Origin of the sequence: Sulfitobacter sp. 1A13421 (assembly GCF_043557285.1) — a bacterium.
Classification (GTDB): domain Bacteria; phylum Pseudomonadota; class Alphaproteobacteria; order Rhodobacterales; family Rhodobacteraceae; genus Sulfitobacter; species Sulfitobacter faviae.
Genome location: NZ_JBIFFQ010000013.1, coordinates 35,155 through 55,900 on the forward strand (window position 1 = coordinate 35,155; position 20,746 = coordinate 55,900).

The following is a 20,746-nucleotide window of genomic DNA, read 5'->3' on the forward strand; positions in this document are numbered from 1 at the left end:
TAGAAGCCGCGCCGGAGGCAGAAACCTAACCTGCCTTAATCACTCAAGCATCAACTTGCGATGGAAGCCAGACCGTGTAGCTTGAGCCGTGCGCTACGCGTCCGAAATGGATCCAATATGCTTGAAACCTGCACTTTCTGTCGAATAGCTGATGCACGCCTGCCCGCGTATAATCTGCTTGAGGACGATCTCGTGCTCGCCTTCCTCGACCTCCACCCGATCCGGGAAGGTCACGCGCTGATCGTACCCAAACAGCACTACCCGTGGTTCGAAGACATGCCGGAGCACGTCGCTGCCCGGATCATGTCAACGGGGCAACGGCTGGCGCGTGCGATGAAGAGGGAATGGGGCGCGGAACGCGTTGCGTTTTTCTTCACGGGCATCCATGTCGCCCACACCCATGCTCACGTTGTACCTATGTTGCACCGCCATGATGTAACATCGGTCCGGTATCTCGAAGATGGGGTCGAGGAATTCTCTTTGCCACCGACCCCGGAAGGCACGGTGCTTGCTCAAACGGCAGACCGGATCCGGGCTCAGTTGGGTGAGATCCGCTAAACGGAGTTCGCTACGGCTGATTACTTTGCATACTATAAGCATTGCGTTCCCGTACTGGGTTAGCCCTGTGCCATTGGGCGCAGACTCCCCGGTTTACCCAACTCCCCCCCCATGGGCAGGTCGCCAGAGTAAGGGTGGTCCGACAGCAACGCTTTCAGCAGGAAGTTGGGTACCGGTCTGCAAGCAGGATGTGGTTGTCGTCAATGTTAACAATCACATGGCATTAATGGGTTTGGAAGGATGGGGCGCACGATCCTGCGCCAGATTCTGACTCAGCCGAGTCATGCGGATATCTGGGCAGATCGTGCCCTCATTTGCAAACCTGCCGGGCTGGGCATGGGGTGTAATCCTGGTGGCTGGTGCTCTTGCCGCCGCGAGTTTCATCCTCATTGCTGAAGCCTTTCGTCGAGCGGATGCGGGTATGTTGGCGCCGTTCCAATATCTTGAGATCATCGGAGCCACAGCCGCCGGCTATCTGGTTTTTGCTGACTTCCCGGATGCTTTAACTTGGGTCGGCATCGGTATCATCCTGAGTTCCAGGCTCTATGTATTTTGGCGAGAACAAATACCATCAAATCGCGCTGGCATGCTGTTGAGGCGGCGCAGAACGCGTCGTATCCGGTCGCGTTGATGGTTTGCGCTGACCGGCTTGCAGATGCTGGTCAGCTAATTTCTATCTGGTCTCTTTTCCATATTGCCGATGAATAGATGAGTTTCGCTGGACGGAACTCGCCGTAGACTGATCACTTTGCCCACAATACGCGTTACGTCCCCCACTTTGTTGATCCCGCGCCATTGGCCTTGGGCTGTCCGGTTTACCCAAGCCGCCCATGGGCAGGTCGCCATAGTGAAGGTGGCCAAACAACAATGTTTTCAGAAGGAAGTTGGGTACCTGTATGCGATCAGGATGTGGTAGTCAGGTCTGCAGTGGATCCTATTTGGGGATGTCCTTCACGATCCACTTCACGAACTGATTGCGCTTCCCCAGCGGGGCTTGGGCTGCCGCAAACGCACTTTCTGATAGATCGAGAGCGGCGGGATCGTTAAGAAGTCTACCAGCGGTTCTATGAAGCGAGAGGTTCCTACTCCAATGTCGATGACAGGGGACATTGTAGTCAGACTCGCCTCTTTCATCAGATTGAGTGCAACCGATGGGTCATCCCGATGCAAACTCAATTCGTCCTCTGACTTTTTGCTGTAGACCTCGTTCCAATGATCAGTGCTGTTCATGCTGATACAAAAATTTGTATTGGATTAGCTTAACCTTAAATGGCGACAAAGTCCGCTGACTGACGTTTCAGCCAGCTAAATGTTGCGAAAGGGACAAATGGTGGGTTGGCCCGGACCATCTGGCTAGTGATTATGTCGGCTTTGGGCCGATATTGACTGACCTGGCCTTTCGGCTTGATGGGCGGCGGGCGATCGTTCGCTCACTGCCGACTACGAAGCGAAATGCCCTTAGTTTCACGGCGATCCTAGGCTTTTTGACCAAGCTGTTTCCCACACCTGTTCCAGACCCTCTGACATCGAGGCTTCGATATCGTGGATCTCAGCAAGTTTGATTTGGCGAATTTTGAAAGCTGCCACCATTAGTGCTGTATAGTTCTCGGGCGGCAATGTTGCATCAATCGGCTCATTTGGTTTCTTGGGCAGCAATAGGTTGTTCGGCAAGCCGAATCTTTCGATTTCCCCAATTGGAATTGCGGGGCTGCGATCACCGATTGCTAACTTGGACCAGTTGCTTCGGACCTTGGTTGTAAGCAGGTACATGAACAGCACGCGGGGATCGCAGTAGCGAAGCCCGTCTTTCGCGGTTGTTGACCTGCGGGAACGGAATATCAGAAGTGACTGAGCAGCCCATATTTTAGAGGCGTCAACTTCATTGCCGTTGACGTAGGCAACCCGCCCGACTGGCGCCCGGTGAGCAAACAAGACGTCACCCGGCTTCAAGAGTTGCTCCTCTAACCCTCTTTCTAACGTCGCACGTATATTGATTTGTCGTGATGCCCCGGAAATTTCGCCGTTTTCAGTGAGGTCGCCTGCGCGCACCTCTCGCAACTGCAGCGTGCCAACGGGGTCAGCTTTGGTTGTCTTTGGCCGAATGATCTCGAAAAAATCGGCAAGCCGGTGCCTGGTGGGTTTGTAAGTGTTCTGGAAATTATCAGAAAGGCTACGCCCACCGGTGGGACCCTTGCCGAGATACCGGGAGGGTGCGAGCGAACCACCTGCAGCAAGTATTTCGTCAACAGCGACGACATCGGATTTCCCACGAAGGTTCCTTTGGTAGAGTTCCATACCTGTAAAGCGGTGTACCGTATCTGCGGACACCATCTGAATTGTTTCGTTTGCACCGTATGTTGCACCGAGTTTAATCAGGAACTGCCTTGGCGACGCAGTGTTGATCTCAGAAACCCTACTGATGCGCCCGCTCTCCAATAGGCGTTGCCGGGTAAGCAAGCGTGATTGTCGCGTCGACGAAACGAAGCTCTCTGAAACGAACGCCAGAGATGGCGAGTCGGCGGCAAAAAGATAATCGAGCATGACGCTTTCGAGATCGAACTTTCCGCGGTCTACCGCCCGCGGGATTTGAGTTCTTCGAACGCTTTCCTCAAGTTGAGCCCCATTCTCCGCACGAAATTCTGCAGGTGGAAATGTGATCTCGAGGTTGGGGTTTTCAGTGAGTGGTTCATTGTCCTCAATTATAGCCTTAAGCACCCAGGGTGGGTTGTCCTCTGCGTAGAGGCGTAGCCCCAGAAATAGCGCTGCAACCGCCAGAAGGGGTGCGTCATCGCCTATCCCTGCAAATCTGACCGCATAGCTGGGCGCATGCTTGCCACGGTCAGTTGCAGCGACCCGGGCACGCAAAAGGCACGGTATCAGTGCCGGTCTAAACGAAAACCGAACAATTCGTGCTGCGTTGCTGATTTGTGCGATGTCAGCCGCCAGTTCAGGGCTCAGCGCCATCTCCTGGCCGATGACCCCTGCAATCAAGCCAAGGACTTTGTCAAAGCGCTCGTCGTTTCCAAGACTATCAAGATGGCGAACAGTGTCCTCGAGTGCTCCGCGAATGGGCGGGGCGTATGCGGCAAGGTCAAATCGTTCTTCGAGAAGCTTGAGGCTGGCCAGGTCGTCCTCTTGATTGCGAAAACTTATGCCGAACTGGAAAAGGCGGGTTAGGCCTTCGTGGCTATGGATATCAACTTCTGATGGTATTTCTGTCTCTGACATTTGGCCAATCTCTTTTTCGCCTACAGTGTCCGAACCCGCAAAAGAATGTAAGAGCGCATCTTTTCCACTATCTATCAGCGCCTGATAGATAGTTGTTTCGCGTCGTAGCTTTTCTGGCCACGACACGCTTCTTCACCTACCTTGGGGTCAGACAAACACACAGGCCGATTACCGATTACTTGGTAAAAAAGGCTGCAGGCGGAGAGGAGATTGCCCATGGCGCAAGACAGACTGGAACTCTCCGCGAGCCATCAGCCTACAGCTGCACTGTCGTTCTTCTCGGAGGGCGAATCGCAAAGGTTGGAGGCCGCCATGTGCGATGATTTTGTACCGAGAGTTTTCCCGCTCTGGACTCATGAGCGTGAAAAAAGTTTTGAGGTGACGACGTCAAAGCAGTTCTTCGCAGCCTCGAAAAGCCGCCTTCGACTTGTTGGAAGCCCTACACTTTGTGACTGCGATATTCCATTTCACTACATAAAGGTGACCAAAGAAAATAAACCCGAAGCTGAGGCGCGGATCATGGCCGTGGTCGAAGAAGTAGGCGGAGAATTGATCGTGCTCGCCCGCTATATGCAGGTTCTCTCTGATGCCATGTGCCAGAAGATGAGCGGTCGAATTAACAACATTCATCATTCTTTTCTGCCTTCGTTCAAAGGAGCGAACCCCTACAAGCAAGCCTATGAACGTGGCGTAAAGCTTATTGGCGCGACTTCGCATTATGTGACCGCTGATCTGGATGAGGGTCCGATTATTGAGCAGGATACCGTGCGAGTTACCCATGCGCAGAATGGGTCGGATTATGTTTCGCTAGGGCGGGACGTAGAAGCCAGCGTGTTGGCTCGAGCTGTCCATGCTCATGCTAACTACCGCGTGTTTCTAATCGGGAATAAGACTGTAGTGCTTCCCGCATCGCCTGGTAGCTACAGCTCAAAACGTATGGGATGAAAAGTACATCGTCGGACCAAGCGCAGCGGTCCCGCCTGCGCCAAAAGTATTGGGGGCGTCCGCATACCGTGTGGGCCGCTATGCGGAAACTTCCCGCCGTTCGTTGCGGGCGCTCAGTTTTCGCTGCGGTTGCGAGGACTCCGACACGAAGGGCGGAGAGCCGACTTTCGCTGCATTCACGACGAACGGCAGCTATGCGAAGAGCTTCGCAATGCTTTGGGCACCGAGTTGCGACCCGAGAGCAGCAAGCAAGGGCATTGGAGGAAACACACTGGCTGACCAGCGTGACAAGTTGCAGCAACTATGCCACTGCTATCGTTGGTCGGAAGCGCATGAAACAAACATTCTCGGTGGAAGCAAACATGAATATCTCTGAGGCACTAAGTGAGATCCAGTCTGAACGCCGAGCCGTGGGATTTGACACCTATGACATCACAGTCAAGCAGTTAGTTGATATGGTGGAAGAACAGGCGATCCACGTTGCGCCAGATTATCAGAGAAGGTTTGTTTGGGATCAGGTCCGTCAATCTCAGTTAATTGAGTCTATCTACCTTGGAATACCAGTGCCAAATCTTTTCATGGCGACAAATAGAGACTCTACATGGGATGTTGTTGACGGCTTGCAGCGACTCACAACTATCCTCAATTTCGTCTCGCCAAATTTGGTATCCCCCCCGGGAAAAACGCTAACTTTGAAGGGGATGGAGAAGATTCCCTCTCTGAACGGTGCCAAATTCGACGATCTGCCCCCAAATCTAAAACTTAATTTCATGACGCGCCCCTTGAGAATTACAGTTCTCAATGACAATAGTGACTTTCAGGTGAGATTTGATCTATTTGAGAGATTGAATACCGGTGGGATTATTCTCCACGATCAGGAGATTAGAAACTGTGTATTTCAGGGCCGATTTAATCATTTCCTGAAAGAATGCGCCGCTAAAGAAGATTTCAATTATGTCATCAAGCGATCAGACAAAAGCGGCCGAGGTAACGTGGAAGAGCTTGCGCTGAAGTTTTTCGCATATTTGGAGAAGCGAGCTGACTTCAGGCACTCTGTAAAAAACTTCCTGAACGACTACATGGAGGCAAAATCTGAATCCTTTGACAACGAAGACTATCTCAGAAGCATTTTTGACAGAACATTCCAAACTCTAAGGCAGGCCTTGCCTAACGGAATTGTGCGGGCCAGTCGCCCAAACTCAACACCACTCGTGCTATTTGAGGCGGTCTCTGTCGGGGTGGCAGATGTCCTATTGGCTGGCCAGCAAATAGACCCGCAAAAGCTTGGCGATGTTATAGAGAGCGAAGATCTTAGGGCGGTGACGACAGGAGCGACCAACAGCTTACCCAAGTTGAATGCAAGAATCGATTTGGTCAGTGCCTCGGTGGTATAATGAGTTTTTCTTCTGCCAAGGCTGAGGTGCGGGCACGTTTCTCTGAGGCAAGAATGCTCTTAGAAAACTTACGAAAGTCTTCTCCACCCGCCTTCACGCCGGTTGACGAGACCCAAAAGGCCCTAAGAGGGCTTTGGCTGGTCTCGCTGTATGCGGCAGTTGAGAGGTCAGCAAACTCAGTGGTAGAGGCGGCTATCGCGGATATCTCATCCAAGTCGATAAAGAGCTCCGATAGTAAGTTCAACTTGCATGGTATTTTTCACTACAACAAGGTCCAAGCTGTTCACTCTTGTGGTCGCAATTCCTTGTTTGATAAGTCCGCAGACCTCTTTGAGGTCGCTTTTAGCGATGCAACCTTGTCGGCCACTGACAATCCTTTAGCCGAAAGCCTTCAGAATGTTGATGCCAAGACTTTATCGTGGATATTGAAGCTGTTCGGTGCGCCCGAGATGACACCAGACGTTGCATCAATTGGGCGCACCAATACACTTCGTGAACGAAGAAATGCCGTAGCGCATGGTCGGGAAAGTGCATCCAAGGTTGGGGAACGCTACACCATCACAGAACTCGACAATCTCTACAACGCAGCTGACGAGGTTGTCGCGGCCTTTGTCCTTTCTATTGAAGGGCACTGCGCAACAAAGGGGTATTTGAGGCAGATCGCCTGACTTACGCCGAAAGCTCCAATACCGCGAGAGTGGTTTCGTCCTTGGCCGGCGATCTGTGAGTTCGATCACCGCCAGATTATGCACCCGTAGCGAATAGCCGGTAAGCGGGCTGCGTCCGCATCATGGAGAAAGAGGGTTGGATGTCGGCTTAGGGCCGTCTCTTGCAAAGCATACGATGCTGCGACTGCGAATAGCTTCACCCCTCACGCGGTAGGTCTGGGCTCGAAGCCGACCTTCGCCGCGCGCTGCACGAACGACCGCTGTCAGCTTAGCGTAGGATTTCACACTCTCCCGCAAACGACCCGAGCAGGGGCACACGGGCCAAAACCGACCGGATCGACGCGGAACTGATTGCGCGTTTCGTGGCTTTCAGACCTGATGCCGGGCGAACCCTCCCACATGGAAAGTTACGTCTTCTCAGAGCCTTGACCTCTAAGCGGGCGCAGCTGGTTAAAACCCGAAAACGCCTTCTTGGGCAGATCAAGGCGCAGGGGAAGCTCGGATCAACCGAGATGTTTGCAGCCATGGACGAAGACTTCAAAGGCTTGCTCGACAGGCAAATTGCCGGGCTCGAAGCTCAGATTGAAGATATCATCGCGGCCGATGCGAGCCTTGCCATGACTGCCGATATCCTGCGTTCCGTTCCTGGAATCGGCCCAGTTGCCAGCACAATGCTAATTGCAGAAATGCCAGAACTCGGTCAGATCAGTGGCGAGCAAGCTGCTGCCCTGACAGGCTTGGCCCCCATTGCACATGACAGCGGGGCGATGCGAGGCAAGCGTGCAATTGGAGGCGGTCGGCGGCTGCTGCGACATGTCATGTTCCAGGCTGCTCTCGTCGCCAGCAATCACAATCCAGTCCTGAAAATCTTCGCCGGTCGTTTGCGGGCCGCAGGAAAGCCACACAAGGTCAGCATTACAGCTGTCGCTCGAAAGCTCGTCACAATCGTCAACGCCCTCTGTAAATCAAGCCAGAAATGGGCCGTTCCAGAAAGTTGAAGATACAGTTGCTAGACCGTGTAACCGGAACACCGCTTACCGTGTTTTTCTCCTATTCTGAAAATGAATTAGTCACGTGCTGCAGAGCACAAAACTACAAGACAAGACCTGCAAAAACTTTTGAAAGTGCGATTGCCCAGAAGATGAGCGCCGCGATAGCCCACAGACTCAGTTTTCGGTTCGGACGCTTCGCATTCGAAGCCTTGATGTCAGCTATAACCTTCTTAAATTTTCTTATCAACATAAAATCCTATTGGTGAACTATATAATTGAAATTAATATCCTTTTCCTGTTTGTTAAAATATGTAAACGTTCGCCGCGAAGCCTTCGTTCCCTAAAAAATTCAGCTCAAACGGATTGCTTTCGACGAGTTGCTCAGCGTCTGCAGAGCCCCTTCTTGGGGGTCTGCTCCGGCTCAGTGCCAAATCCTACGTTAAGGAATATTTGTCCTTGACGCTGGCACCCTTTGCGGAATTTACATTGAGACAGGAGCTGAGATGCACGACTTCGCTATCTGAGAGCCTATTTTACATCCGTTTCACAAACCTGCGTTTGTGAAAGCCGCCATTCGCCGCGATGTGCATCAAATCACACAGTGCGGACAAAGTGAGCTTTCGCTGCGACTGCGCCGAGGTCCACTTTAGCGATGTTCGGAGTTCCTACTCAACACGATCTGGCAAACCGCGATCGTTGTTCCACCACCTGTTTGGATTGTCATTGTTCGGGTCATAAGCTGCCCGGCTCGCCCAGTCCTCACGGAGAAAGATCACTGGCTCTTCGTAGTGATGTGCAAAATGGATTGCGTCCATCACAGCGGCCAAGACCTTGGGGTCTCGGTCGATGGAAATTTTCAGTTCGACCATGGGATATGTCTCAGTATCACCTGCGGTATAGGTATCAACATGCGTTGTGGTGGTTGACCCTTCGGTCGGTTGCGACGTCTCTTGACCAACCGCTGAGACGCTGGCGTTGCGTTGGTAGCGTCCATAGCTAAGCGGATACACCTTTATGATCTCATCCAGGATGCGATCTGTGTCTTCCGGCAACGTTTGAACCTCGATGGTCCAGACTGGCACGAAATGGCCGGATTTCGCTTGATAGTTTTCAAGTAGGCTCATGTGTTGGTGTCCCCGGATTGATTTCTATGGATTTCGGGCACCCAATCTTCGGGACCACGGTTCCAGAATTTGTTGGGATTATCTTCGTCCATTCCCGAGCGATGCAAGCTACGTTGGACGGTACGGACAACGATCACGGGTTCTTCATAGGGATGATGATCGTGGACCGTTTGGACTACCTCCATGACCTGCTCTTGCGAACCAACAAAGAAGGAAAGCTCTTCGCATTGAACCTCCAGCACAGTCTCAGACGCTGCGTTACGTCCGCCAGGCAATGACCGGAAACGCTGAAGGCCCGGCGCAGTGGTAAAAGACACACGATCATAGTCGCCATAACGAAGCGTATCTGTACGATAGATCGCCTCTAGCAGCTGTGCCGTATGCGCCGTTGGCACTTGCAGCGATATTTCGAAACCTTCTTCGATTTCAAAACGTTCTGATTGGATGGAAAGCGTCATGTAGCTGGCCTCTTGCACTTGCGGTATACAACCGCCACTAGGCCTCGATTACAAAAGGTATCGGTTCGGCGATAACCGAACTTTACTGAGGATCAGCTTGGCCTGACAGGTCAGCCCGCTTGACACCAAAATATCGCTCGAAGGTGTCGTATCCTGTTGGTTCAATCGCCAAAGCTCTCCCGTTTCTCGGCCGTGTGACCCAATTCTGTGATAGTGCATGCGACAACAGTGCTGTACCCAACTGGCCAGAAAAGTGCTGCCGCCGCTCCGACCAGTCGAGGCAGCATTTGACATCTGGGAGCGGGGTACCGTTGGACCAAATACCGATCTCAGCAAAAGTCTGTGCTCCGGCCTCCGTAACCCTTGCTGAGGTGCCCTCAACACTGACCAAACCCTGACTAGTCATTTCACGAGCGAGCAAAACACCTAATCTGCCGGCGATGTGGTTGTAGCAGGTACGGGCGATTAATTCGGGAGCGATGGATGTTCCATGTGCCCGATAGAGATGGTCGGTCGGAGAAAGTGCCGACATCTGTTCGAGCACTTCGGCAATCTCAGCACTTGCCACTCGATAATAGATGCATCGCCCACTTTTCTCTGCGGCTACAATACCGGCCTCGATGAGTTTGCCGAGATGACCACTCGCTGTGTTAGCCGCCACTCCCGCCACTGACGCCAACTCCTTGCCGGTGTGGGAGCGCCCATCCATAAGCTCGCACAAAATGCGAATGCGACTGGGGTCTGCAAGGGCCGCGCCGACGATATCAAGTCGTGGTTCCATAGACATATGGCAACAATAAATGATGAAGGGCGTTGGCGATACCAGTTGTTGTTCGGTCCTCACCGAACAATCCGGACATTCGTTCAAGGTGCAGCATTTGGGAGATTTGGGCTCAAAGCCGACCTTCTCTGCACCGCAGGATGTGCCAAAACTCAACCGTTTCTGTCACAGGCGATAACGACCGTGTTGGGCCGGGGGTATTGTCCAAAACGCTGGGCATGAACTCGCCCGCAGTCAGTCATGTATCCATAACCGAACGGAAAATCCACTTAGATAACAGCCCGAAACTGGTCAAACGAACCGGACTATCTCTCAATGTCGTCAGTTGGCTCGTCTCCGCAAAGATCCCAATAGTAGATGGCCTAAGTCTCAGCCCCCATTCCGAAGAACTGCAAAAGTTCTCTAGTTTGGCCCGTTTTTATGGCCATGCTGTAGGCCTTCTGTGGCCCTCCAGTAGGCGCCCAGTAGACAACTTTGGTCGTTCTGTAGCCCGGTATGGACCTCATGCAGAGGGAAGAGCCTCTGAGAGACCTTATACTGATCAATATAAGCAGGACTGGCGAAACGCAGGGAGCTGCGCATCAGGGGAAAACCATTCTGAAATACGCAGTTAACCATCAGCCCTGCTCTTTGATGCCCTACGTGCTTTCCAGTCAAGAAATAATTGTATTCGGGTTTACAGAGGTCAGATACGCATAGCATCGGGCGCAGTGCCGCTCTCGACCTGACTACGGAACCAATTTGGCTGTCGGCCCTTACCTGTCCAAGTTTGCTTTTTGTCGTCTGGATTGGCATACATTGGTATTGAAGGCTTCGAAGCTTTCTTAACCTTAGCTCGCTTTTTCGCAGGAGCTGAGGGTTGCGTTTCAGAAATTTCCCCCAGGGAGAATCCAAACTCTGCGGCCGCCTTTTTAGCAGCCTTTCTTGCCTCTCTCTGATCTCGGGCTCGAGCAGCCTCTAATGCTTTTTTTACATCAGACAAAAGCCTTTCGAGCTCTTTTCGCGACATTGCTTTCAGATCATTTTTCGTATGCATATCAACCTCTATTCCAGATATGCGTCCATATATGTATTACTACACATCAACGTCGACCCTCTAAGAACGCGGGGGGCTTAGTATTTTTGTTCCCCGGCAAAACACCTAAGACATCTGGTGTTGAACTCTGCCGAGCCCTGTCCAGCGACCTTCTGTGGTTGTTCTGTAGGTCTACTGTGGCCATTCTGTAGGCTCCCATTAGGCCTCATGGCTCGGGGGGTCTTACTTCGGAGGCTTTATAGCGATCGTGATAGAACGGGTTGGCAGTCAGAAATGCAGACATCTGTGCACACGGGCAAATCATTCATAATAGCGTGAATTCAATTCTCTCAAGGTTGTATAGCGAGAGGTTAGAATTGAGATCAAAGCCTTGTTTCAAGCGGTAGCTTTTAAAGAAAGCTCGTTCCCGCGTGGTCGTTGAACTTCTCGAACTCCGCAAAATACTGTCTTACCGTGTTCACGTCTTTGTGGCGTGTCTGCTCCATGATCTTCGACAAGGGAGCGTTTTTTAGGGCTGCCGTAGTGACGAAACCGCTTCTGAAAGAGTGTCCAGAAAACAGCTTCGGATCGAGCCCAGCATCAAGCGCACGGTTCTTGACGATGCGAGCAATAGCGTGGCCTGTGAGGTGCATGCGCCGGGTTCTCCTACCGCCTTTCACAACAGGCCGGAAAACGGGCCCAGAGGTGATCTCTGCGGCTTCAAGCCAGTCTTGAAGGATGGATACAGGCCTGATGACCCTGCCGTGCGGGACAGTGATAACCTGACCAGTTCGGTTCTTGTCAGTCTTCGATCCTTCGATAGTGACGGTGACCCCACGAGGCCCAAAGGAGAGGTCCTCCATCGAGAGAGCTGAGATTTCACCACGGCGCATTGCAGAAGCCATCCCGAAGGCCAGCAGAGCGCGATCTCTGTAATCGGACAGGGCATCTCCAGTGATCTTCTCGATCAGACGGATAATTACTTCGTCAGTGGCTGGATGCTTCTTCTCTACCGGTTCACCGATTTCTCTACGGATGCCTTGCATGACGGCCGCAATGATCTTGGCGCCGGGTGTGCCGGTAGGAGCCTGCTGCCCCATCTTACCATGATAGTCAGCTATAGCCGATATTCGGCGCTCTATCGTCTTTATCTTCAGCCCTCGGTTGGCTTCATTCGTCAAGAAGTAAGCTACCGTCTCTGGTGAAGCTGGGAGGGGGCATAGATCGTTCCGTAGGCAGAAATCTTCGAAGATCCTCCAGTCAGCTGCATAAGCTCTGATGGTAGCTGGCGCTTGGGAAGCATCGATATAGCGCTGAGTGTCTTCATGGATCGATGGGGGGTAGCCAACGCTCGTGGAAGCTTTCTCGGTTACTTTGAGGGCTACTGACGGGCGATCTGGCATATTTCTGATCCCTGAAATTCGGAGTTGTCGGAGCGTAACACGCTGAGAGCAATAGCTGAAAGGTATGTTTGCTGATTGCTTACATCAAATGCAGGTTACTGCGGCGGATTTGTCAGCATAGGCTGCATGTTAAACTTAGGTAGAGCGGCCTAGAAAAATTCATAGCTTTCAATTGATAACATACCAAATGTTCTCACCTCTTTCTGGATCATCATATGAACCGGAAACAAGATTATGGAACTTGAAGGAACCAGAACGCCAGAGCGAAATCCTGAGTGAGAGCTCTAGAAGAGTTTAAAGGTGGATCTCACCATTTTGGTTTTAATAAACAGTCAAAATAATGGGTGGCTTTTTGTGAAATTCTAGATAAAATCTAGAATAAGGCCATAAATGCTAAGATTTATTGGCTTGGCGCGCAGGTAGGCCTTTACTTATTCCAAGTGCGGCTTACCGTATTTTCAATCCATTATAGTCGAGCGCCGGAGGCCACATTGCCTAAGTCCAAGAATAAAAAAAGCGATCAGGACTCAATTAAGCCGAGTGAAAAGGAGGCGGCGGCTAAAGAGGTATCTGAGAAGAGGTCACGACAGGATATTTTGGAATCGAGCGTCAAAAGCATGCGTGTGCATGAAGCGGCCCGCAAAGGATTGCTCAAACGGTAGCCACTGCATTCTAAAAACCCGATATGCGAATAACACTCGCTCCTAGGGTTGAGTGCTGGGTACAGATTTCCCTTGACCGGTTGTGCCTCTTGGAGATGCTAAGGCGATCATTTTATGGAGGATCGTTATGAAAAAGCTTATTGCAATCTCTGCGTTGGTCGCTGGCCTGGCTGGATGCGCTGAACCTGTCGAAAGGATGGCAAAGACGCCATCTGGGAGGCCTGAGGTAGTCTTCTCTACACGGAACACGGCATCCGTAAGTGAGAAGCTCACAGCGCTCTGTGCGCAGAAAGGCCTGCTGATCCGGGAGTCCTCGCAAAATCAGGTGGTCTGTGGCGGCACCATGGATGGTGGGGATGCTATCATGACTCAGTTCCTGATTGGGAACTCGTACAGCACGACGCCCGAGCGCTATGTTCGCTTCTCCATCTTTCCGTCCAACGGCAAGACCCGCGTACAGGCCTACCAATGGGTCGAAACCCAAATGGCTTTCGGCCAAGTTAACAAGGTCGAACTGAATGGAAACAGCCAGTTCAACGATGTTCTGAAGGCTTTGGTCGCAGTCGGCGGAAAGCCTGTTTCGGCCTGAACAAGTAGGTGAAAGCGCTACGGCCGCCAAGGACAACAAGGCGGCTGTAGTATGTCTTGGGAGGGGTTGGGCAACGATATGGTTTCCTTCAAGCTCACCATAGGGCATTTTAGGCCACATGAATGAATGGGATAGAGAACCTGACCACCTTGAGTTCGAGTCCCATGGGCTTCGGGCTTTGGTCCTGCGCAACCCTACTTTTGGGCATCTAAACGGCTATCTAGCTATCCCCAACACCCATGTTTTATGGGGTATCGATGATGTTCCTGCCGAAATTTCTTCCCACAAGGGCTGGAGCTACGCCTCCGCATGTCACCCGCACACTAATGAGGAAGACGGTTACTGGTGGATCGGCTTCGATTGCGCGCACGGGGGGACTTTTTGCCGAATGAGCCGGATTACCTGAAGGTTCTCCAGTTGAAGCCTTCACCCCGGCCTCGCAGGAAGGTTTACCGCAACTTAGGCTACGTGCGCGGCGTGCTTGAGGAGGCTGCCTTTCAAGTCAGTACCTACATGGGGCCAAATATCGTCATGTTCGGAGGGAAACCACGATGACCGATGCAAAGAAGACCGAAGCCTCTGAGAAGGCTTCTACCCCGACCAAAGGGCTCTCTGCTGACGAGCTGTTTGAGGTAGAGGCCCAGGAGAAGATCTTGAAAAGCAGCCTGGACAGCATGGAGACCCGCGAGGAAGTCTACCGGGGCCTTGCGAAGCGGTAAGTGTTGAAGGCCTCTCGGTGACGCATTACGCTGCCTTATGGGGCATGCATGAGGGTTTCTGAGGCATGGACGATATCTGGCTTACAGACGCGGGCTCTTTAGATGCCGAGAGAGCCGACTCTGGATTGAGCTACCTCAACTGGAGCAAGGACGAAGCCCTTAGTGCTCCTATCTTTCAAGGCGCCCACGAGATAGGGGCCCGTGAGCTGGCTTCTTTGTCAGTCATTTCCTACGAACACCACGCCTTTTTCAAAAGGGTGCATGGGATCGAGGCTAGCTATAAGAACGATGTCAATGGGACCGGGGAGCAGTTCCGTTCGGTTTCTATTAAGGATGCTGGAGGCTTCTTAATTGCGGAGTTTTCGTCATACTTTGATTCAGCTCTTGATGATATATTCGTCTATGAAGCCGATCTTTGGCGAGACCAGAGAAAGAGTTCTATGCCAACCCTTAACCGAGGTAAGCATAAGTTTGATATTAAAGGATTGTATCTTTGTTTCCCCGATCAAGCGAAACTATTTAATTGGGTAAGGCTCGCTTATCCAGTCATCAATTCGCACATCCGCTTGTTCAATAGAAATAGAGATGACCTAATCCGCTGGACAGAAACCGGATTAGACATGCGTGTTGTTTGCTATATGCCCGATTGCAGAAATTCTTCCATACTTTCCAACGAGCAGTTGATGGCTCTCCGTAAAAAGGGCGAGGTCTTAGCCAGCCTGAGCCTGAAATTACGGTGTTTGAAGTGCGGAGCGCAGCCAACCGGTCATCGACTGGTGCATAAGTTACTGCCGGATATCTCTGATGCGGTATCCACCATCCAAAACGCGTCCTAGAGCGCTTTCATCGACCTTCGTATCGTCTGAGTAGATCTTCGATGCCGTATGAGCATCCGTATCGTCAGGGCAGTTACCAAAAATCCCTTTATTTTTAGGCATCTGAATGCTGGCTGGGGCCGAAATCCATCCTAAAAACAATGCCGCTGGAAAGCCTGATCGGGGCTGAAATCCACTACATTTTGAAAATGTAGTGGATCGGGCCATTCTACGGTCTTGCTGACGCCGGTCATGTAGTTGAGGGTCGGTAGCTGAAGGCCAGTCGTCCAGGTGAGCGTCGAGCCGGACCTGCTCGGAGGTATCGACCCGATCTTGCGAGTGGTTCGCAAAACAGCGGGCCGACAGAACCGGCACCAAAAATATGAAAACGAGCAGGCTTAGAAAAATCGATTAAATCCGATAAGTTTCATTATCGAACCTAATTTGTTCTTTCTTCAAAGTGACTTAGAGGCACCCGCAAATTTCATATTTTCGAGCTTTTTCATATTTTTGGGAGACTTCGGCTCGGTTTTCATATTTTTGCGCTACAAGAGTGGCGAAAACAGTCTTGAAATTATCCCGTCAGGTCTTGGGTCACCCTCCATCAAGGACAAAGACATCCTCATTTTCTGCATCAGTCAGCTGATGCACCGGAAGAACCGTGGCGAAGAAATCGGAAAGCGCGTCAGATTCAGCGCACGAGAGCTGATGATGGCCACCAACCGCAACACTGATGGGCGTGAATACAAACGTGTTGAGAAAGCCTTTCAGCGTTTACAAGGCACGCAATTTAAGACCAGCATCCGCACGGGCGGAAAAAAGGAAGTACGCATATTTAGCCTGATTGATGAAGGCGGATATGTGATGCGCGAGGAAGGCGAATGGCGGCTCGACTACTGCGAGGTTGTCCTGTCAGATTGGTTCATGCGGGCGATTGAAGCGAACGAAGTCGTCAGTGCATTTCTGAGGACTATTTCCGTCTCCGCCGACCGCTCGAACGTCGCATCTATGAGATTGCTCGTAAACACTGCGGTAGCCAGAAGCGCTGGCACATCAATCTATCCAAGCTCCAAGACAAGACAGGCAGCAACGCTCCATTAAAGAAATTTCGCCTTAACATTCGCCAGATCATTGAGGGTGACCACCTGCTCTTCTACAGGCTAGAGCTAACCTGTGCCGATCTGGTTGTCTTCCGCCCGCGCAAACAGAGCGCGGCCATTACGGCAGACATTTCTCTCCCAGAATGGGCGGAGGAAAAAGCTCGCGAAATTGCGCGGGAAAAAGGCTGGGACTATCAGACCCTCCGTGCAAATTGGATCGGTTTTGCACACGAGGCGATTAGTAAGGGCAACCCACCACAAAATGCAGGCGCCGCTTTTGTTGCATATTGCAAAAAACAGGACACTCTAAGATGAAGGTGGCGACAGCGATACGCACTGCAAAACGCAACAGCGCAACATTATTCAATAGTAGCGATATTGTATGAAATACACTTTATCAAAAGCTGCTGCAGCGCGACAGTCATGTTACATCGCGGCCGCCCTCATGGCTCAGAGCATGGGCTGCGCGAGTGGCCAAGCGTCGGGGAAGTAAGAGGGCAATGGTCGCGCTGGCAAGGCGCATTGGTATTGTTCTTCATCGCATGTGGCGGGACGGCACCGAGTTCAATCACGCAACCTCACCAATCGTTGGAGGCATTTAGACAGCATTAGAACGCTTGGAAGCGAACCATTGAAGGCTGCTTGACTGCGGCCCTTCGAGGTCCCCACCGGGACGTGGTTCCGAAGATGCCGTGGTCAGGACTGTCGCCGAATGGACCTTCGAGCACGCTTATGAGATGGGCACTTCGGGCACCACACTGGATCAGCATCATGTTGGCAGCCATCGCGCTGACCACGGACCGAAGCATGAACCCGGGGAAGATCTTGTATTGAAGGGTTGAAAATACGAAGCGCTTCGAGGGTCTGCTCCCAACCTTGTCATCACAGTACGACGACGAAAACTTCCGCCGCCGTCAATGTTCGGCTGTCTTTTTATCATTGACAGACACGTCCCCGTTACCGAAGTCCTGAGCCTAGTGGGGATCCACGTCGCCTTGATGGTCATTTTTTTTGGGGGATACCGCACGGGTACAGAAATGGCTCTTAGCGCCTAATCAGGCACCCGCTATGGGTGGTCGATCTGCCTTGGTTACGATGGTGGAAGGTGGCCTTCCAGCAATGGTACGACTTCGCAGGTATCTGGAAGCTGAGGCGGCAGGATAGAAATATGACCGATGATCTTTTGTTTGCGCCGGGGGTCACGTTCATCGAAGTTCGCTGCTGGGAGTGCAGCCACACGGTGATGATGAAGCCCAATGAGGTGCCAGAAGGTATAACAGCCCATCAGTTTGAGAAGAGGGCTGTTTGCGAATGCGGTACAGGCTGGCCACAGATTACGAAGTACCCGAAGAAAAAGCCGACGAGCATGTGAGGTAGTCGGAGAGAAGCGACTTTCTCCTACCAAGGGGGTGTGTCAGTTTTTGAAAGGTTACGATGGTTCAAGCCCTATAGGTATAAATGTAAGATCTTCATCTGATATCTCTCTGGTTTTAAATGACATTTCCTCAATTTCGTTGAGCTTCATTCTTGCATAAGGAAACCCACGGGACATCTCAGCCCACATTTCCCTACCGAAAACGCGAATATCGTGGTTGCTCAAAGCTCTGGTGCTATGCAGCCATGGCATTGTGAAAGCTGCGTCTATCGGCTGATCCATTTTCTGAAACTCACGAATAAAGCTAATTAGCTTTACTGGAACCATATCCACTTCTAGATCATCCCGTTCCAAGCTTAAGTCTAGTGCTTCAGGGGGGATCGTACCTTCAGCTATGTAATTCAGACGTAATATTGTGCTCCCTGCAACAATGAATCCGATCTCTTCGTCTGACATGCCCTTAAGTAGCTGTATTTGATCCTTTATTTCACTTTCCTGAAGACTGCTGGTTGCCGAGAGAGCCTTTTTTCGTATCCATCTAAACACCATATATCCTTTCAGTTCGCCTTTTTAGCCCATGCGTTACGAGTAGTCCGTACGAGTATATCTTCACAAAATTGGAGGGATTTTTCCCAATTGCTGACTTTTTTGCTAATTTCTTTGACTCGAACTGCATTTGTTAGACCAAACTCTTTTACTAAAGCGACATCTTCGCTCCATTCAAGCCGTTCATTTATCGACATATCCATAACATCTGACCACATCTGGCTATAGCGATTGAATAGATTATGCTCTTCCTGATCTGCTAGTACATCGGTCCGTCGTCCGCACTTTGCTGCTACCCATTCCTCAAAGAACGGTTCAGTTGGTTCTAAGAGGGTCTCCATTTTTTCCTTGGGAATTAATTGGATATCTTCCGAAGGCGTAGCCATTGTAAGTTTTATGAACTCATCTGGCGCGCCCATCTTTGTTAATGCGTCCGACATATCCTGAAGCATATTTGCGTATGCATTTTGCGCTTCTTCTGGAGTAAGTTTGCCGTACTCTTTAGCTAGGTAGATTGGGCGATGAACACCTATGGTTGGGTATACCCTAGTCTTTCCTAGCTCGATTAAGCGGTGGTCTCTGTTGTCAAACACCGCTCGAGACGCGCCACTATAGAATATAATAGTGCATGCACTCCAGCACTTGGATAATTCAGGGAGGGGTGCATCTAGGTCTGCAAAAGCCTGTTTATGTCCAGGAATCAATGTTCCTTGGACTTCTCGTTTCAGGTTATGGGTCCATACTTCTGTGGAAGTGGTCCACGTTTCAGCGAGAACTTTTCTAACAGTTTTGCCGATTTCGATTGCTTCATGAACATTTCCCCCTGGGCTATCCAAGGACACCACTAACCTTTCTATACCAGGTTCTAGAATTGCCGCTTTCATGATCCCGCGAAATTCTTCTGCATCGCCAAGTTCTATCGGTCCACTTAGGTGAACTATTGTTTTGTTATGATATTTTTTTAGATTAAGCTCTGCGGAAAGTGCTGGCGAACAAATTAATAGAGCTGTGGCAGCTAACTTTAGAATGTTCTTCATTGGGGCGCCCTTATGGTAGGAGTGGACGGAATCGAACCGTCGCGCTGACGCTAATCTGGCGTCCAAAACGGGGGTATAAGACCCATTGCCGTACCAACGCACTCCCAAAATTCCGGTCTGAAATCAGCCGGATATTCGGAAGTGAGTGGTGAACGAGATCGAGGTCATGAGATGATGGTCCTCGATTTCTGAGCCGTGGTCAACTGGCTAGCTCTTCAAGGTGAGCACGTCATCTATCCACTCGAGGGTGCTATTCCAGCCGTTGATCTGGATCCTGGTGAAGGCAAGCGGATCGGTTTCGTCTGGATCTAGGTTCTTCAGCTGAGGAGAGATCTCGAGTGCTTGGCGCAGATGGTCAGCCCACCTGTTGCGTTGCCTGATGGCTTCCTGCTTGTACTCGATTAGCTGCGTCCGGGACATCGAGCGAAGTTCGCTTTCTGATGGCGTCATAATTTCAATGCGCCGTGACTTCTTCAGCCAATGCGACATGCGATCAGTTGTATCACGTTCGACCCTCCGCATTACTTCCTTAGGGTCAGGATTCATAGCCAGTAGATGACGAGGGCGGCGAGGGCGATGGCCGAAAGGAAGACCTTCGGGCATCGGTCATATCGGGTGGCCACACGCCTCCAGTCCTTGAGTCTTCCGAACATGATCTCAATGCGATTGCGCCGCTTGTATCTCCGCTTGTCGTATTTGACCGGCGTCTTGCGCTTCTTTCGGCCTGGGATGCAGGCGCGTATCCCCTTGTCCTGCAACGCTTCTCTGAACCAATCGGCATCATAGCCGCGATCCCCGAGTAGCCATTTGACCTTTGGCAGGCCGCTCAGCAGGGCCCGTGCGCCGATGTAATCACTGACCTGTCCGGCGGTGACGAACAGGTCGATCGGTCGTCCCTGACTGTCGCAGATGGCGTGCAGCTTGGTGTTCATGCCGCCTTTGGTTCGACCGATCAGGCGACCACGCCCCCTTTTTTGGCGGCCATACTGGTCGCCGTTCGGTGGGCTTTAAGATACGTCGCGTCGATCATCACGGTCGTCTTCTCGCCGTGTTCTGCCGCCAGCCCGGCCATCATCCGCGCGAAGATCCCCTTCTCGCTCCAACGCTTCCACCGGCTCTAGAGCGTCTTGTGAGGACCATAGGCAGCAGGCGCATCGCGCCACCGCAAGCCATTGCGATTGATGAAGATAATCCCGCTCAGCACCCTCTTGTCATCTACCCGGGGCTTCCCGTGTGACTTGGGAAAGAAGGGAGCCAGACGGGCCATCTGCGCGTCGGTCAGCCAGAAAAGATCGCTCATATCACTGCTCCATTTTCCGAGCGGTGAATCATGCTGT

Annotated in this window: 22 protein-coding genes and 2 pseudogenes; 13 read left to right on the forward strand and 11 right to left on the reverse strand. The window is 51.6% G+C overall.

The window, feature by feature from the left end:
- The first annotated feature begins 117 nt into the window (after positions 1-117).
- Both ACGYLI_RS16895 and ACGYLI_RS16900 read left to right on the forward strand, forming a co-directional pair.
- Positions 118-558 (forward strand): HIT family protein, encoded by a 441-nt coding sequence (locus ACGYLI_RS16895; protein ID WP_394419998.1) that lies wholly within the window; start codon positions 118-120, stop codon positions 556-558.
- A 283-nt stretch (positions 559-841) separates the two neighbouring features.
- A complete protein-coding gene (locus ACGYLI_RS16900) occupies positions 842-1,189 on the forward strand; it encodes a hypothetical protein (protein WP_394419999.1) in 348 nt (115 codons plus the stop codon).
- Positions 1,190-1,521: 332 nt separating this feature from the next.
- Here the strand turns inward: ACGYLI_RS16900 and ACGYLI_RS16905 are convergent, their stop codons facing one another.
- On the reverse strand, positions 1,522-1,788 hold the full coding sequence (locus ACGYLI_RS16905) for a hypothetical protein (protein ID WP_394420000.1): 267 nt from the start codon (positions 1,786-1,788) through the stop codon (positions 1,522-1,524).
- A 234-nt stretch (positions 1,789-2,022) separates the two neighbouring features.
- Positions 2,023-3,912, reverse strand: a complete 1,890-nt coding sequence (locus tag ACGYLI_RS16910; protein WP_394420001.1) for a restriction endonuclease subunit S — start codon at positions 3,910-3,912, stop codon at positions 2,023-2,025.
- Positions 3,913-4,002: 90 nt separating this feature from the next.
- Between ACGYLI_RS16910 and ACGYLI_RS16915 the strand changes: the two genes are divergently transcribed.
- The 4 genes from ACGYLI_RS16915 (at position 4,003) to ACGYLI_RS16930 (ending at position 7,791) form a co-directional block, all read left to right on the forward strand.
- Complete coding sequence (locus tag ACGYLI_RS16915; RefSeq protein WP_394420002.1) at positions 4,003-4,731, forward strand: formyltetrahydrofolate deformylase; 729 nt, start codon at positions 4,003-4,005, stop codon at positions 4,729-4,731.
- A 332-nt stretch (positions 4,732-5,063) separates the two neighbouring features.
- Positions 5,064-6,125: a DUF262 domain-containing protein gene (locus ACGYLI_RS16920; protein ID WP_394420003.1), complete on the forward strand. Its 1,062-nt coding sequence runs from the start codon at positions 5,064-5,066 to the stop codon at positions 6,123-6,125.
- Positions 6,125-6,793, forward strand: coding sequence for an MAE_28990/MAE_18760 family HEPN-like nuclease (locus tag ACGYLI_RS16925; RefSeq protein ID WP_394420004.1), 669 nt, complete (start codon positions 6,125-6,127; stop codon positions 6,791-6,793). Before ACGYLI_RS16920 ends, ACGYLI_RS16925 begins: the two co-directional genes overlap by 1 nt.
- 278 nt (positions 6,794-7,071) lie before the next feature.
- On the forward strand, positions 7,072-7,791 hold the full coding sequence (locus tag ACGYLI_RS16930) for an IS110 family transposase (protein ID WP_394420056.1): 720 nt from the start codon (positions 7,072-7,074) through the stop codon (positions 7,789-7,791).
- Positions 7,792-8,450: 659 nt separating this feature from the next.
- On the opposite strand, the gene ACGYLI_RS16935 is transcribed toward ACGYLI_RS16930, so the two are convergent.
- The 5 genes from ACGYLI_RS16935 to ACGYLI_RS16955 form a co-directional block, all read right to left on the reverse strand.
- Entirely contained in the window at positions 8,451-8,909 is a 459-nt protein-coding gene (locus ACGYLI_RS16935; protein ID WP_394420005.1) for a hypothetical protein, read from the reverse strand.
- On the reverse strand, positions 8,906-9,367 hold the full coding sequence (locus ACGYLI_RS16940; protein WP_394420006.1) for a hypothetical protein: 462 nt from the start codon (positions 9,365-9,367) through the stop codon (positions 8,906-8,908). The genes ACGYLI_RS16935 and ACGYLI_RS16940 overlap by 4 nt, the downstream gene beginning before the upstream one ends.
- Positions 9,368-9,449: 82 nt before the next feature.
- Positions 9,450-10,148: an ArsR/SmtB family transcription factor gene (locus ACGYLI_RS16945; protein WP_394420007.1), complete on the reverse strand. Its 699-nt coding sequence runs from the start codon at positions 10,146-10,148 to the stop codon at positions 9,450-9,452.
- A gap of 685 nt (positions 10,149-10,833) precedes the next feature.
- Positions 10,834-11,184, reverse strand: coding sequence for an H-NS family nucleoid-associated regulatory protein (locus ACGYLI_RS16950; protein ID WP_394420008.1), 351 nt, complete (start codon positions 11,182-11,184; stop codon positions 10,834-10,836).
- A gap of 389 nt (positions 11,185-11,573) precedes the next feature.
- Positions 11,574-12,566: a site-specific integrase gene (locus ACGYLI_RS16955; RefSeq protein WP_394420009.1), complete on the reverse strand. Its 993-nt coding sequence runs from the start codon at positions 12,564-12,566 to the stop codon at positions 11,574-11,576.
- A 789-nt stretch (positions 12,567-13,355) separates the two neighbouring features.
- On the opposite strand from ACGYLI_RS16955, the gene ACGYLI_RS16960 reads away from it, so the two are divergent.
- The 7 genes and pseudogenes from ACGYLI_RS16960 to ACGYLI_RS16990 all read left to right on the forward strand — a co-directional run bounded on the left by ACGYLI_RS16960 (position 13,356) and on the right by ACGYLI_RS16990 (position 17,823).
- Positions 13,356-13,817: a hypothetical protein gene (locus ACGYLI_RS16960; protein ID WP_394420010.1), complete on the forward strand. Its 462-nt coding sequence runs from the start codon at positions 13,356-13,358 to the stop codon at positions 13,815-13,817.
- Positions 13,818-14,368: 551 nt separating this feature from the next.
- Positions 14,369-14,536, forward strand: coding sequence for a hypothetical protein (locus ACGYLI_RS16965; protein ID WP_394420011.1), 168 nt, complete (start codon positions 14,369-14,371; stop codon positions 14,534-14,536).
- Positions 14,537-14,601: 65 nt separating this feature from the next.
- Complete coding sequence (locus ACGYLI_RS16970) at positions 14,602-15,372, forward strand: hypothetical protein (RefSeq protein ID WP_394420012.1); 771 nt, start codon at positions 14,602-14,604, stop codon at positions 15,370-15,372.
- A gap of 489 nt (positions 15,373-15,861) precedes the next feature.
- Complete coding sequence (locus ACGYLI_RS16975; RefSeq protein WP_394420013.1) at positions 15,862-16,452, forward strand: replication initiator protein A; 591 nt, start codon at positions 15,862-15,864, stop codon at positions 16,450-16,452.
- Positions 16,365-16,766 (forward strand): replication initiator protein A, encoded by a 402-nt coding sequence (locus ACGYLI_RS16980; protein WP_394420057.1) that lies wholly within the window; start codon positions 16,365-16,367, stop codon positions 16,764-16,766. Before ACGYLI_RS16975 ends, ACGYLI_RS16980 begins: the two co-directional genes overlap by 88 nt.
- Positions 16,767-16,894: 128 nt before the next feature.
- A pseudogene (locus tag ACGYLI_RS16985) lies at positions 16,895-17,053 on the forward strand (IS110 family transposase); the annotation flags it as partial.
- Positions 17,054-17,619: 566 nt separating this feature from the next.
- Positions 17,620-17,823: a hypothetical protein gene (locus ACGYLI_RS16990; RefSeq protein ID WP_394420014.1), complete on the forward strand. Its 204-nt coding sequence runs from the start codon at positions 17,620-17,622 to the stop codon at positions 17,821-17,823.
- A gap of 57 nt (positions 17,824-17,880) precedes the next feature.
- Here ACGYLI_RS16990 and ACGYLI_RS16995 read toward each other — a convergent pair whose 3' ends face one another.
- The 4 genes and pseudogenes from ACGYLI_RS16995 to ACGYLI_RS17010 all read right to left on the reverse strand — a co-directional run bounded on the left by ACGYLI_RS16995 (position 17,881) and on the right by ACGYLI_RS17010 (position 20,709).
- Complete coding sequence (locus tag ACGYLI_RS16995) at positions 17,881-18,282, reverse strand: hypothetical protein (RefSeq protein ID WP_394420015.1); 402 nt, start codon at positions 18,280-18,282, stop codon at positions 17,881-17,883.
- Between the two features lie 101 nt (positions 18,283-18,383).
- On the reverse strand, positions 18,384-19,409 hold the full coding sequence (locus tag ACGYLI_RS17000; protein WP_394420016.1) for a hypothetical protein: 1,026 nt from the start codon (positions 19,407-19,409) through the stop codon (positions 18,384-18,386).
- Between the two features lie 207 nt (positions 19,410-19,616).
- Positions 19,617-19,898 (reverse strand): hypothetical protein, encoded by a 282-nt coding sequence (locus ACGYLI_RS17005; RefSeq protein WP_394420017.1) that lies wholly within the window; start codon positions 19,896-19,898, stop codon positions 19,617-19,619.
- Positions 19,899-19,951: 53 nt separating this feature from the next.
- Positions 19,952-20,709 (reverse strand): annotated as a pseudogene (locus tag ACGYLI_RS17010) (IS5 family transposase).
- Between the last annotated feature and the right edge of the window lie 37 nt (positions 20,710-20,746).